We start from the raw sequence: 13,313 nt of genomic DNA on the forward strand, positions 1-13,313 counted from the left end.
AAACAGCATCAAGGACCTGTCCGAGCGTTCCGAAACTATTCGGGGGTATCTTTGACTACGATCAAAAGCATGAGCGCCTGACCGAAGTCAATCGCGAGCTTGAAGATCCTGCTGTCTGGAACAACCCTGAATACGCACAGAACCTTGGCCGCGAGCGTGCCTTGCTGGCACAGATCGTCGACACCCTGGACGAAATGTCCTCGGGGCTGAACGACGCCAAAGACCTGCTGCTGATGTCCGCTGAAGAAGAAGACCAGGCCGCCGTGGATGACGTGGCTGCTGAAGTCGAGCGCCTGCGCGAGTCCCTGGAGAAGCTTGAATTCCGCCGGATGTTCAGCGGCGAAATGGACGCCAACAACGCTTATCTCGATATCCAGGCCGGTTCCGGCGGGACCGAGGCCCAGGACTGGGCCAACATCCTGCTGCGCATGTACCTGCGCTGGGCGGATAAACGCGGTTTCGACGCAACCATCATGGAGTTGTCGGCCGGTGAAGTCGCCGGTATCAAAGGCGCGACCCTGCACATCAAAGGCGAATACGTGTTTGGTTGGTTGCGCACCGAGATCGGCGTCCACCGCCTGGTGCGCAAAAGCCCGTTCGACTCCGGCAACCGTCGTCACACCTCGTTCTCAGCCGTGTTCGTGTCGCCGGAAATCGATGACAACATCGAGATCGACATCAACCCGTCGGACCTGCGGATCGACACCTATCGTTCGTCCGGTGCCGGTGGTCAGCACGTAAACACCACTGACTCGGCGGTGCGGATTACCCACGTTCCGACCAATACCGTGGTCAGCTGCCAGAACGAGCGTTCCCAGCACTCCAACAAAGACACCGCGATGAAGATGTTGCGGGCGCGTTTGTATGAGCAGGAAGTGCAGAAGCGCAACGCCGCTTCGCAAGCCCTGGAAGACACCAAGTCGGACATCGGCTGGGGTCATCAGATCCGCTCGTACGTGCTCGACCAGTCGCGGATCAAGGATTTGCGCACCAACATCGAACGAAGCGACTGCAACAACGTACTGGACGGCGATATCGACGAGTACCTTGAAGCCAGCTTGAAGCAAGGGCTGTAAGCAGTTCGTGCAGTCAGAGTCAAGAACAAGCGGCGCAGATCAATAGCCCGATTCAAGTCCCTCGCCCGTGGCGAGGGCACCGAACCTGTGATGGAAATCCAAGACATGAGCGACCAACAACTCGACCCGCAAGACTTGCAACAGGAAGAAAACAGCCTGATCGCCCTGCGCAAGGAAAAACTTGCCGTCGAGCGCGCGAAAGGCCAGGCCTTCCCCAACGACTTCCGCCGCGACAGCTACTGCAATGACCTGCAGAAGCAGTACGCCGACAAGACCAAGGAAGAGCTGTTGGCTGCAGCGATTCCGGTCAAGGTTGCGGGTCGCCTCATGCTTAACCGTGGCTCGTTCATGGTAATCCAAGACATGACCGGTCGGATTCAGGTCTACGTCAACCGCAAGACCCTGTCGGAAGACACCCTGGCCTCGGTCAAAACCTGGGACCTGGGCGACATTATTGCCGCCGAAGGCACCTTGGCCCGTTCTGGCAAAGGCGACCTGTACGTTGAAATGACCACCGTGCGCCTGCTGACGAAATCCTTGCGCCCGCTACCGGACAAGCACCACGGCCTGACCGATACCGAAACCCGTTATCGCCAGCGCTACGTCGACCTGATCGTCAACGAAGAAGTGCGTGACACCTTCCGTATCCGCTCGCAAGTCATCGCGCACATTCGTGCCTTCTTCATGAAGCGCGATTTCCTTGAAGTGGAAACGCCGATGCTGCAGACCATTCCCGGTGGCGCCGCAGCCAAGCCGTTCGAAACGCACCACAACGCCCTCGACCTGGACATGTTCCTGCGTATCGCACCGGAACTGTTCCTCAAGCGTCTGGTTGTGGGTGGCTTTGAGCGCGTGTTCGAGATCAACCGAAACTTCCGCAACGAAGGCGTTTCGACTCGGCACAACCCTGAATTCACCATGCTTGAGTTCTACCAGGCGTACGCCGATTACGAAGACAACATGGACCTCACCGAGGAACTGTTCCGTGAGCTGGCGCAATTAGTGTTGAACAGCACTGACGTGCCGTATCAAGGCAAAGTGTTCCACTTCGGCGAACCGTTCCAACGTATTTCGGTGTTTGCTTCGATTCTCAAGTACAACCCGGACATCACTGCGGCTGACCTTGAAGATATCGATAAGGCACGCGCTATCGCCGAGAAAGCCGGTGCCAAAGTCATTGGCTTCGAAGGCCTGGGCAAACTGCAAACCATGATTTTCGAAGAGCTGGTCGAACATCAGTTGGAGCAACCAACGTTCATCACCGAATACCCGTTCGAAGTGTCGCCGCTTGCACGTCGCAACAATAACAACCCGAACGTCACGGATCGCTTCGAGTTGTTCATCGGTGGTCGTGAAATCGCCAACGCCTATTCCGAGTTGAACGACGCGGAAGACCAGGCCGAGCGCTTCCAGGCCCAGGTTCGCGACAAGGATTCTGGCGATGACGAAGCCATGCATTACGATGCTGACTTCGTACGCGCTCTGGAATACGGCATGCCGCCCACCGCCGGTGAAGGTATCGGCATCGACCGTCTGGTGATGCTACTGACCGATGCACCGTCGATTCGCGACGTGATCCTGTTCCCGCACATGCGGCCTCAGGCGTAAAAAACGATGAAGAAGCCGCCCGATGAGGCGGTTTTTTTATAACTACTGTTTAACGTTAAAGGGGAAACCCGTTGTGAACCGTGGGATCGCTCAGAATTAGTCAGCGCACACCAGCCGATATTGTTGCGGGGAACGTGTCAGTTTCTGCAAGTCATGGGGTCATCTCAGCCGCAACAGGACGCCCAAGTGTTGACGGGGATTATCGGTCGGATGGAGTATCAAGGCCTGCTGGAAGGTCCGCAGCCAAATGCGGACGAAGCAATGCTTGGAATTCTGACCCGCTACATGCATCTGGTATTGGGCTACCCGACACTGACCACACCCTGAGCGAGTGAATATGCGCGTAATCGTGAAAAGCACATGAGGCTATGGCAAGTCCTTATCGTCACGTCGTTTGTTCTATTGAGCGGCTGCCTGGTGACGTTCAAGGACCCTATTCCAGCCAATGAAACAGCGCCTGCTGGCCTACTCGGCACGTGGACGAGTAAAAACGCCTGGGGCGAAGCGCTGGAACTGGAGATAACCCGCTCGGGCGCCCATGCCTACAAGGCCGTCAGCTACCGTAAGGGTGACCGTAAAAATCGCGATGAATACACCTTCACCGTGTCGCGCCATGGCAGCCGCTGGTATTTGTCGGCGGGTTTGCCGGAGAAGTACGGGTCTAATTTTGTTATTGCCGGTTTCGAATTGACCGAAACCAACGAGTTGGTGGTCTACCCCCTCGATATTGATCGAATTAACCAGTTGATCGACCAGAAAATCCTCGCAGGCGACACGCTGGAAACCGAGAAGGGCGACGGTGTACTGGTCACCAGCACGCTGGATCAAGTGTTTAGCTACATCGACGATCCGGCGAATTCCGACGTATTCATCGAAATGGCGCGTTACCAGCGTCTGGCTCCATAGCGGTGCCGTGCAAGCAGTGAGCAGTATTAACCAAGGAGTATCGGGTGGACGATTACCAGCAGACTATTCGCGCCTTGTCAGACCGTATTGTCGTCGCTCAGACGCCGATCCGTGTGCTCGACGCAGTGAAGTGGGACGAAAACGTGCGCAGGGGCTTCCTCGAAGCCAAGGGCAAGAAACTGCCCGCCGTGGACCGTGCCTACTATGACAGCCGGCCGCTGGCTTTCGACTCCAACGCGGTGAAGCTGGAATTCCAGAACATCGAACGCGACATCACCCGTCAACTCGGCCAGTTCAACCCGGTCGGGCAGATTATGCGGCGCATGTGCAAAGAATACCGCATGGTCATTCGCATGCTCGAAGCCCGTGGCACACCGGATTTCGGCCTGATCTCCCAAGAGCTATATGGCGCCGCTTCCGACGCGTTCCATGCTGGCGATCCAACCTTGGCCGATCTGGGCATGATGCTGTCGGATTACCTGGATAACATCGCCGGCCGTGGCGATCTTAAAGACGAGCCCAAAACCCTCACTGCAAAAGATGCAGTGGATATGTTGCAGTCGCGACTGAACAAAACCTTCGGCGAGGCGGAATCGACCATTCGCGTGTTCGAGTCTGATGGCATCGTGGCGGACGCAGCCGCAGGCGCGGATTACATCAAGATCCGCAGCGACGCGATGTTTAACGAGCGGGATGTGCGGGCGCTGGAAGTGCATGAGGGGTTGGTGCATGTAGGGACCACGCTCAATGGACTAAACCAGCCGATCTGCACGTTTCTGTCCAAGGGGCCGCCATCGTCCACCGTGACCCAGGAAGGCTTGGCGATTCTGATGGAAGTCATCGCGTTCGCGTCTTACCCCAGTCGCCTGCGCAAGCTGACCAACCGCACTCGCGCCATCCACATGGCCGAGGAGGGCGCCGATTTCCTCCAGGTGTTTGACTTTTACCGTGAGCAGGGCTTCGAAATGGCCGAAAGCTATGGCAACGCCAGTCGCGTTTTCCGTGGCTCGGTGCCCAATGGCCTGCCTTTCACTAAAGACTTGTCCTACCTCAAGGGCTTCATCATGGTTTACAACTATATTCAGTTGGCCGTGCGTAAGGGCAAGCTTGAGCAAGTACCGTTGTTGTTCTGCGGCAAGACCACGTTGGAAGACATGCGCACAATGCGGCAGTTGGTGGATGAAGGGCTGGTCGTAGCGCCCAAGTACCTGCCCGAGCAGTTCCGCGACATGAATGCACTGTCAGCCTGGATGTGTTTCTCAAACTTCCTCAACCACCTGAGCCTGGATCGGATCGAAGCGGATTATTCGAATATTCTCTAGCCACTGACTTGTAGGAGCGCGCGTGCCCGCGATCGACTGCGCAGCAGTCGTAAACCAGACAATTCAATTCTTGCTGTAGGAATTGAGCTCAGCATTTAGGACCGCTTCGGTCGAGCGCGACCCCGGGCCCATCGCGGGCAAGCGCGCTCCTACAAATATCAAACAATGTAGGGATATCAGGTGAAGATTTTTGCTGCATTGGCCCTGATGCTGGCTCTCATGGGTTGCAGTTCCCTGTTGTTTTATCCTGAGCCGGGCCAACCTTTTACCCCGGAAAAAGCCCACGTTGAATTCCGGGATATCACCCTGGTCGCCGCAGACGGTACGCAATTGCATGCCTGGTGGATGCCGGCCAAAGCCGGGGTGCCGGTCAAAGGTACAGTTCTGCATTTACACGGAAACGGCGGCAATCTGGCGTGGCATCTGGGCGGCAGTTATTGGTTGCCCGCTGAGGGTTATCAGGTACTGCTGCTGGATTATCGTGGCTACGGTTTGTCCCGGGGCGAACCGAGCCTGCCGGCCATTTATCAAGATATCGATGCAGCGTTTGACTGGCTGGACAAGGCGCCAGAAGTGCAAGGCAAACCGTTGGTGGTGCTTGGACAAAGCATCGGTGGTGCATTGGCCGTGCATTACCTGGCGCAACACCCGCACCAACGGGCACGGCTCAAAGCGTTGGTGCTGGACGGCGCGCCCGCCAGCTACCGTGACGCTGCGCGCTATGCCCTGGGCACGTCGTGGCTGTTGTGGCCGTTGCAGACGCCGTTGTCGTGGTTGATTCCAGACTCAGAAAGCGCCATTAAAGGCATGCCGCAGTTGACCGGGACGCCAATTTTAATGTTTCAAAGCATTGACGACCCGGTGATACCGCTTTCCAACGGCATCAGCTTGTATAAAGCTGCGCCACCGCCGCGGGTGCTGCAACTCACCCGCGGTGGGCACGTACAGACGTTTTTTGACCCAACCTGGCGTCAGGTTTTTCTGCATTACCTGCAAGACCCGCGACATTTCAATGGCCTGCGTCGCTTGGCCGAAGTGCCGAACTACCCCGAAGCAAAGCATCCCGAAGCAAACAATCCTGAAGCAAAGCCCGCACCACCGCATTCAGAAAATGAACAATCAGAGAGCCCGCAATGAGCGAAGAACGTAACGCAATCCCCCTGATCCTGACCGGCATCGGCTGCATCCTCGGCACCGTCGGTTGCCTCTGGTATTACGGCTATTTGCACTTTGCCAAGCCTGAGGATGCGCTGTTGTTGAGTGAATTCACGATGCTCAAGACCGTGCCTGGGGAAGATTACAAAATCGCCCTGGAACCCGCGGCCGAAGTGGCGCAGTGCATCGACGGGGTATTAGTGCTGTTCGACACCGAGCAAAAAGGCCTGAGCGGCGTGTTGGTCAATGGTAGCAAGCAAGCCGTGCATTGCATGGGCCAGGAAACCCCGCAGCAGCTACAGCCTTGATTTAGCGGTGGTCTAAGATCCTCTGTAGGAGCCAACTGGTTGGCGAAGCAGGCGACGCGGCGCCTTCTTTAAAGCGGATTTCACCCAATAAAAAGCCCCGCCGTGCTCATCGCAAGGCGAGGCTTTTTGCTGTGGATCAGTTAGTCGATTGCATCGACGAACGTGGCGCCACCGGCTGGTTGTCATTGGAAATGGTCACTTCCACACGACGGTTCTGCGCGCGGCCCGAGTTGCTGGTGTTGTCGGCAACCGGGTATTCCTTGCCGTAACCCTGAGTGACGATACGGGTTGGATCAACGCCCATTTTTACCAGCGCCGCCCGTACCGAGTTGGCCCTGCGGTCAGACAATGACTGGTTGTAGGCGGTAGAACCGCTGGAGTCGGTGTAGCCCTCGACGACTACCTTGCGATCCGGATTCTCTTGCAGGAACTGCGCGAGTTTGTTGACGTCATTCATGCCAGCCGGCTTCAATTCGGCCTTGTTCAGGTCGAACAACACGTCGCCAAAGGTCACCAGCGTGCCGCGGCTAGTTTGCTTGGCGTTAAGGCTGTCCTGAAGCTTTTTGATCTGAGCGTCACGGGCAGCAAGACGTGCTTGGGCGCGCAGGGCGTCGGCGTTCTTCAGTTGATCTTCAGCCGTACGCAAATTGATAGTCTGCTTGGCCAGTTCAATACGTTGAATGGTCAAGTAAGACAACTGATCAACCTTTTTCGCGTCTTCCTTGTTGCGATAGGCCGCATCAGCCTTGTCCATCCAGTCACTGGCGTCTTTGGTTTCCAGCGCCGCCACTTGGCTGGCTTGCGGGTTGGCTTGCAACGCCGCGAAATTGGTCCGGGCTTGTTCCAGACTAGGGTTCGGTGGAGTTGCACAGGCCGCCAAGCCAATGCTCAGGGCCAGAAGAGCAGGGACCATCAATTGTTTGCGCATAATAGTTTAGTCCTTCAATTCAATATCGATCGGCAATACGAGTACACGGTAGAGGAGGCTGCCTGCATTTATTGCAAGGTCTTCATGCCGTCCTGCCGTAACTCATCAGCACCTTTGCGAGCGTCTTGGGCTGCTTTTTGCGCTTTCGCGGCCTGAGCGGTGCGCTCAGCTACGCGGGCGTCCCATTCGGACTGCTCGGCAAGCATCCGGGCTTCGTCGTATTTTTTGTCGTGCATCGCCAGTTCGGCGGCTTTCAACTTATCTTGGGCCGACTTCATTTGCACGGCTGCGTACTCAGTGCCACCGGCACTGACCGCGCTGTTCACTGCCGATTGAGTCACCGCGTATTGCTCGGTCGGTGGGTTGCCCGCGCAACCGGCCAGTACAAAACTGCTGCCGAGGGCCAAGGCAGCCAATTTCAACCCGCGAAGGTGGTTAAAAGAGGTTTTGGCAGTACTGATCTTCATGGTGTCGAACTCCATTGGAAATTTCCTGAATCTAAAGTTTTCCATGACAGTCAGGCCTGAAACAGGACGGCGCTTCACGTCAACAGAGTCAGGGTTTCTTGTGATGGCTAATTTCTGTGACCTGTGGCTTTTTTGAATAGTTCAGTCAGGTTTTTCAAGCGGTTAAAAAAATTTAATCCACGGGAGAAGGCTCTAGGGCGCGACTTAGCGGTCACGCAGAGTGTGCTGGCCGCTGAAAGCGGCCAACCATAGGTCTTAGGAAAGGATTAAACAGCGCGGGGTAAAGCCATACTTTCAGGCGTCAGACTTTTCATCAGAATCGTGCAGATGTTGCCGTGACAGAGCAAGGAAACGCGGGGTGGGGCCGATGTCTTCATACAGCGGATCGCCTTCTTCGTCAGTGGCCACCACATGGCTGCCTTTGACATATGGAAAGCTGGCTTCGAGTTCTTCCAACGCGGCGCCAATCAATTCGCCGAGTAGCTCTTCGGGATGACGTTTGGGGTACATCTCGGCAATCGCCGCCAGGCGTGCAGCGGCTTCGACGTCCAAATGAATCGTATAGCCGGTTTTGCTCAAGCGGCCCTTGGCATTCTGTTCCCAGTGTCTGGCAAGTTCACGAATCTTCATACGGACGGACCTCAGGGTTAGCCCGCGTTGACGGGCGAATCGGGGTGACAAGGCGCGATACGGCTCAATTCACAGGTTAGCTCATGAACGGTAAGCCGCAGTGGCACAGCAAGCGGTTGCGTGCTTGTCATAACTGAGCAGGCTGTGCACTCTTATGGATCAGATTTTTGCGCGCTTGTTCAGTCGTGTCCGTGGAATGACTGAGCGGAGCACCCGTCGAGAAACACTGGAGGGCAGGGTTATGGCCGATATCGATGCACGTTTGCGCGAAGATGTTCACTTGTTGGGTGAGCTGTTGGGCAACACCATTCGTGATCAGCGAGGACCGCAATTCCTCGAAAAGATCGAGCGCATTCGCAAGGGCGCCAAAGCTGGGCGTCGCGGGTCGGCGGCGGGTACTGAGCAGTTGAGTACCAGCCTGGATGAGCTGAGTGAGGACGAGTTGCTGCCAGTGACGCGCGCGTTCAATCAATTCTTGAACCTGGCCAATATCGCTGAGCAATACCAACTTATTCATCGCCGCGAAGATCCTCAGCCGCAACCGTTTGAATCCCGTGTCCTCCCTGAATTACTCGAACGTTTGAAAAAGGCCGGCCATTCGCCTGAAGCATTGGCCAGACAGTTGGGCAAACTGGAAATCGAACTGGTGTTGACAGCGCACCCCACTGAGGTGGCGCGCCGTACGCTGATTCAAAAATACGACGCTATTGCCGCGCAACTGGCGGCCCTGGACCATCGCGACCTCAGCGCCGCCGAGCGCGAAACCATCACCGTACGCTTGCAGCGGCTGATTGCCGAAGCCTGGCACACCGAAGAAATTCGTCGCACCCGTCCGACACCTGTCGACGAGGCTAAATGGGGCTTCGCGGTGATCGAGCATTCACTGTGGCAGGCGATTCCCAACTACCTGCGCAAAGCCGATCATGCCCTGCACGCCGCAACCGGGCTGCACTTGCCCCTGGAGGCGGCGCCGATCCGCTTCGCCTCCTGGATGGGTGGCGACCGCGACGGCAACCCGAATGTGACGGCAGCAATCACCCGCGAAGTGTTGCTGCTGGCGCGGTGGATGGCGGCTGATCTTTATCTGCGCGATGTCGATCAACTGGCGGCTGAACTGTCGATGCAAGAGGCCAGTGACGCGTTGCGCGCCGCTGCCGGTGACAGCGCCGAGCCCTACCGCGCGGTACTCAAACAATTGCGCGAACGCCTGCGAGCGACACGCAACTGGGCACAGTCCTCACTTGCAGTCACGCAACCGGCCCCGGACGCTGTGCTGCAAAATAATCGCGACTTGTTTGAACCGTTGCACCTGTGTTTTCAGTCGCTGCACGACTGTGGGATGGGCGTCATTGCCGATGGGCCGTTACTGGACTGCCTGCGCCGAGCGGTTACGTTTGGTCTGTTTCTGGTGCGTCTGGACGTGCGTCAGGACTCCAGCCGCCACACGGCAGCGATGACCGAGATCACTGATTATCTCGGTGTGGGCCGTTATGAGGAATGGGACGAAGAAACCCGCATTGCCTTCTTGCAGCGTGAGCTGAAAAATCGTCGCCCGTTATTACCCAGCCACTTCAAACCGGCTGCGGACACTGCTGAAGTCCTGGCGACATGCCGCGAAATATCAGCAGCGCCAGCCGCATCTCTGGGTTCCTATGTGATCTCCATGGCGGGCGCGGCTTCGGATGTGCTGGCGGTGCAATTGCTACTCAAGGAAACCGGCCTGCAACGACCTATGCGCGTGGTGCCGTTGTTTGAAACCTTGTCCGATCTGGACAATGCCGGTCCGGCCATCGAACAATTGCTGAGCCTGCCGGGCTACCGTTTGAGTCTGCATGGTCCACAGGAAGTCATGATCGGCTATTCCGATTCTGCCAAAGACGCCGGCACCACAGCCGCCGCCTGGGCGCAATACCGGGCTCAGGAAAGGTTGGTGGATATCTGCCGCGAACAGCAAGTCGAACTGCTGTTGTTTCATGGTCGCGGCGGTACTGTCGGCCGTGGTGGCGGCCCAGCCCACGCGGCCATTCTGTCGCAGCCGCCGGGGTCCGTGGCGGGGCGTTTCAGGACGACTGAGCAAGGCGAGATGATTCGTTTCAAGTTTGGCCTGCCAGACATCGCCGAGCAGAACCTCAACCTGTACCTGGCCGCTGTGCTGGAAGCGACGCTGCAACCGCCGCCGCGTCCTGAACCGGCCTGGCGGGAAATGATGGATCACCTGGCTGCCGACGGGGTCAAGGCTTACCGCGCCGTGGTTCGCGAGCATCCGGAGTTCGTTGAGTATTTCCGTCAGGCTACGCCCGAGCAGGAGCTGGGTCGTTTGCCGTTGGGCAGCCGACCGGCCAAGCGCCGCGAGGGCGGGGTTGAAAGTCTGCGGGCGATCCCGTGGATTTTCGCCTGGACCCAGACGCGCTTGATGTTGCCCGCCTGGCTCGGTTGGGAGGCCGCACTTACCAAAGCACTGGAGCGTGGCGAAGGCGATCTGTTAGGGCAGATGCGCGAGCAGTGGCCGTTCTTTCGCACGCGAATCGACATGCTGGAAATGGTCTTGGCCAAGGCTGATAGCGATATCGCCCGGATGTACGACGAGCGGCTGGTTGAGCCACGTTTGCAACATTTAGGCACGCACTTGCGCGACCTATTGTCGCAGGCATGCAACGTAGTGCTGGGTCTGACGGGACAATCGCAGCTACTGGCACATAGCCCGGAGACGTTGGAATTCATTAGCTTGCGCAACACCTACCTCGATCCGCTGCACTTGTTGCAGGCCGAGCTTCTGGCCCGGTCGCGCAAGCGCGAAGGAACCCTGGACAGTCCTCTGGAACAGGCGTTGTTGGTGTCTGTGGCAGGCATAGCAGCGGGGTTACGTAACACCGGCTGACCGTTTGATTCAGGTGCGGTGCTGCCAGAAAAGGCAACGCCGCGCCATAAATGGCCCTCTTTTGATTGTTAAAGACGCATCCCTGTAAGGTTGCACCAAGTCGAACCTGCCGATCTCCGTTTATTTAAGCGCCGGTGCCTCTTCGGTTACTGCGACTTTTGGCGGCTTGTGTGGGGATAGCCTGCTGTGTATCTTGATCAGCCTTTGGCCGATTGGCTGAATTATTTTTTTGAGATTGGCCCAACGAGGCGAGTCCGACGATTCCATATAAAAATTGAGGAGCACATCGATGCGCGTGATTCTGCTGGGAGCTCCCGGGGCCGGTAAAGGTACTCAGGCAAAATTCATCACCGAGAAATTCGGCATCCCGCAAATCTCCACCGGTGACATGCTGCGCGCAGCCGTCAAAGCCGGCACAGACCTTGGCCTGAAAGCCAAAAGTGTCATGGACAGCGGCGGTCTGGTCTCCGACGACCTGATCATCGGCCTGATCAAAGACCGCCTTGCGGAACCTGACTGCGCCAACGGCGTGCTGTTCGACGGCTTCCCGCGCACCATTCCTCAAGCTGAAGCACTGTTGAACGCCGGTCTGGAAATTGACAACGTAGTGGAGATCGCAGTCGACGACGAAGAAATCGTCAAGCGTATTTCCGGTCGTCGTGTGCACGAGGGTTCTGGCCGCGTTTATCACTTGATCTACAATCCGCCCAAGGTTACGGGTCTGGACGATGTTACTGGCGAGCCACTGGTTCAGCGTAAAGATGACGTGGAGGCCACTGTTCGTCACCGTCTGGAGGTTTACCACGCTCAGACCAAGCCGTTGGTAGCGTTCTACCAGAACCTGGCTACTAAGAACGGCAAACCGAAATTCAGCCACATCGAAGGCGTCGGTTCTGTCGATGACATCACCGCCAAGGTGCTGGCTGCTTTTAGCTGACACGCCTTGCAGTGATGAACTACGGCCCGCTTGCGGGCCGTAGTTGTTTATAATGTGACACTTTTTTCGCTCCCTCGCCTATGGAACCCCCGATGACCACCTTGTTGGCCCTGGATACCGCCACTGAAGCTTGCTCTGTCGCTCTGCTGCACGATGGCAAAGTACTGAGCCACTACGAGGTGATCCCACGCCTGCATGCTCAGCGTGTGTTGCCAATGATCAGGGATTTGCTGGCCGAAGCCGGACTTGCCTTGTCTGCCATTGATGCCATTGCCTTTGGCCGCGGACCGGGGGCGTTCACCGGGGTGCGCATCGCCATTGGTGTGGTGCAAGGCCTGGCGTTTGCCCTGGAGCGCCCGGTATTGCCGGTGTCCAACCTGGCGGTGCTGGCGCAACGTGCCTTTCGTGAGCATGGCGCGAGCCAGGTCGCCTCGGCCATTGATGCGCGAATGGACGAGGTGTATTGGGGCTGCTACCGGGAAGTTGCGGGTGAAATGCGACTGGCCGGTGTTGAAGCCGTGCTGCCCCCCGAACGGGCTGCGTTGCCTGCGGATGCGTCAGGAGAATGGTTTGGTTCCGGCACCGGTTGGGGCTACGCCGACCGCATCGCGGTCAAACTCACCGGGCACGACGCGTTGATGCTGCCCCATGCACAAGACTTGCTGACCTTGGCCACGTTCGCCTGGCAGCGCGGCGAAGCGGTTGTTGCTGACCAAGCGCAGCCGGTTTATCTGCGCGATAAAGTCGCCGTAGCAAAAGCCCGCCCGGTTTAAGGTATTGCCACAGAGATGTCTTGGGTTACCGCAGACTCAGCGAAAAGAGCACATTCCGGTAGGAGATTCCGCCACGTCTCCGACGCCGTGCTGTCGCGCAGCTAACACAAAACCAGTAGGAGCGAACGTGTTCGCGAAGCATGCGCCGCGGTCTGTCTGGAATGCTGCGGTGTCGCCCTCAACACGTTGGCCCCTACACGTCTAAACGCGACAGTTCATCGGGGGTTTTAAACCTTTTGCGTAAACTGTGGTCTAGTTATCGTTCGCACATTTGTGAAGCGTTATCCGTACTGTTAGATTGCCACTACACGATCCTGAGTATGCA

12 protein-coding genes and 1 pseudogene are annotated in these 13,313 nt (G+C 57.3%); 10 read left to right on the forward strand and 3 right to left on the reverse strand.

What is annotated here, in order from left to right:
- The 7 genes and pseudogenes from prfB to JWR17_RS15940 form a co-directional block, all read left to right on the forward strand.
- A protein-coding gene (prfB, locus tag JWR17_RS15910) for a peptide chain release factor 2 (RefSeq protein ID WP_299832893.1) occupies positions 1-1,076 on the forward strand; the annotation gives its coding sequence in 2 pieces (ribosomal slippage) (positions 1-52 and positions 54-1,076; 1,075 coding nt annotated over the 2 pieces). This gene is flagged as partial in the annotation.
- 105 nt (positions 1,077-1,181) lie between these two features.
- Positions 1,182-2,684, forward strand: a complete 1,503-nt coding sequence (lysS, locus tag JWR17_RS15915) for a lysine--tRNA ligase (RefSeq protein ID WP_299832894.1) — start codon at positions 1,182-1,184, stop codon at positions 2,682-2,684.
- A gap of 96 nt (positions 2,685-2,780) precedes the next feature.
- Positions 2,781-3,011 (forward strand): annotated as a pseudogene (locus JWR17_RS15920) (TetR family transcriptional regulator); the annotation flags it as partial.
- A gap of 33 nt (positions 3,012-3,044) precedes the next feature.
- On the forward strand, positions 3,045-3,590 hold the full coding sequence (locus tag JWR17_RS15925; protein WP_299832895.1) for a hypothetical protein: 546 nt from the start codon (positions 3,045-3,047) through the stop codon (positions 3,588-3,590).
- 44 nt (positions 3,591-3,634) lie between these two features.
- A complete protein-coding gene (locus JWR17_RS15930; RefSeq protein ID WP_299832896.1) occupies positions 3,635-4,912 on the forward strand; it encodes a flavohemoglobin expression-modulating QEGLA motif protein in 1,278 nt (425 codons plus the stop codon).
- A 180-nt stretch (positions 4,913-5,092) separates the two neighbouring features.
- Positions 5,093-6,049 (forward strand): alpha/beta hydrolase, encoded by a 957-nt coding sequence (locus JWR17_RS15935; protein WP_299832897.1) that lies wholly within the window; start codon positions 5,093-5,095, stop codon positions 6,047-6,049.
- Positions 6,046-6,375 (forward strand): hypothetical protein, encoded by a 330-nt coding sequence (locus JWR17_RS15940; protein ID WP_297840816.1) that lies wholly within the window; start codon positions 6,046-6,048, stop codon positions 6,373-6,375. The genes JWR17_RS15935 and JWR17_RS15940 overlap by 4 nt, the downstream gene beginning before the upstream one ends.
- A 136-nt stretch (positions 6,376-6,511) precedes the next feature.
- Here the strand turns inward: JWR17_RS15940 and JWR17_RS15945 are convergent, their stop codons facing one another.
- The 3 genes from JWR17_RS15945 to JWR17_RS15955 form a co-directional block, all read right to left on the reverse strand.
- On the reverse strand, positions 6,512-7,303 hold the full coding sequence (locus JWR17_RS15945) for an OmpA family protein (RefSeq protein ID WP_299832898.1): 792 nt from the start codon (positions 7,301-7,303) through the stop codon (positions 6,512-6,514).
- Positions 7,304-7,371: 68 nt separating this feature from the next.
- Positions 7,372-7,785 (reverse strand): DUF4398 domain-containing protein, encoded by a 414-nt coding sequence (locus JWR17_RS15950; protein ID WP_299832899.1) that lies wholly within the window; start codon positions 7,783-7,785, stop codon positions 7,372-7,374.
- 279 nt (positions 7,786-8,064) lie between these two features.
- Positions 8,065-8,400 carry a pilin assembly protein gene (locus JWR17_RS15955; protein WP_299832900.1) on the reverse strand — a complete coding sequence of 112 codons (336 nt, stop codon included), beginning with the start codon at positions 8,398-8,400 and terminating at the stop codon, positions 8,065-8,067.
- A 241-nt stretch (positions 8,401-8,641) separates the two neighbouring features.
- Here JWR17_RS15955 and ppc point away from each other — a divergent pair, with 241 nt between their 5' ends.
- The 3 genes from ppc to tsaB all read left to right on the forward strand — a co-directional run bounded on the left by ppc (position 8,642) and on the right by tsaB (position 12,988).
- Positions 8,642-11,278: a phosphoenolpyruvate carboxylase gene (gene ppc / locus JWR17_RS15960; protein WP_299832901.1), complete on the forward strand. Its 2,637-nt coding sequence runs from the start codon at positions 8,642-8,644 to the stop codon at positions 11,276-11,278.
- Positions 11,279-11,567: 289 nt separating this feature from the next.
- Positions 11,568-12,215 (forward strand): adenylate kinase, encoded by a 648-nt coding sequence (adk, locus tag JWR17_RS15965; protein ID WP_299832902.1) that lies wholly within the window; start codon positions 11,568-11,570, stop codon positions 12,213-12,215.
- 92 nt (positions 12,216-12,307) lie between these two features.
- Complete coding sequence (gene tsaB, locus JWR17_RS15970) at positions 12,308-12,988, forward strand: tRNA (adenosine(37)-N6)-threonylcarbamoyltransferase complex dimerization subunit type 1 TsaB (protein WP_299832903.1); 681 nt, start codon at positions 12,308-12,310, stop codon at positions 12,986-12,988.
- Positions 12,989-13,313: the final 325 nt, after the last annotated feature.

Source organism: Pseudomonas sp. (genome assembly GCF_028293835.1).
Lineage (GTDB): Bacteria > Pseudomonadota > Gammaproteobacteria > Pseudomonadales > Pseudomonadaceae > Aquipseudomonas.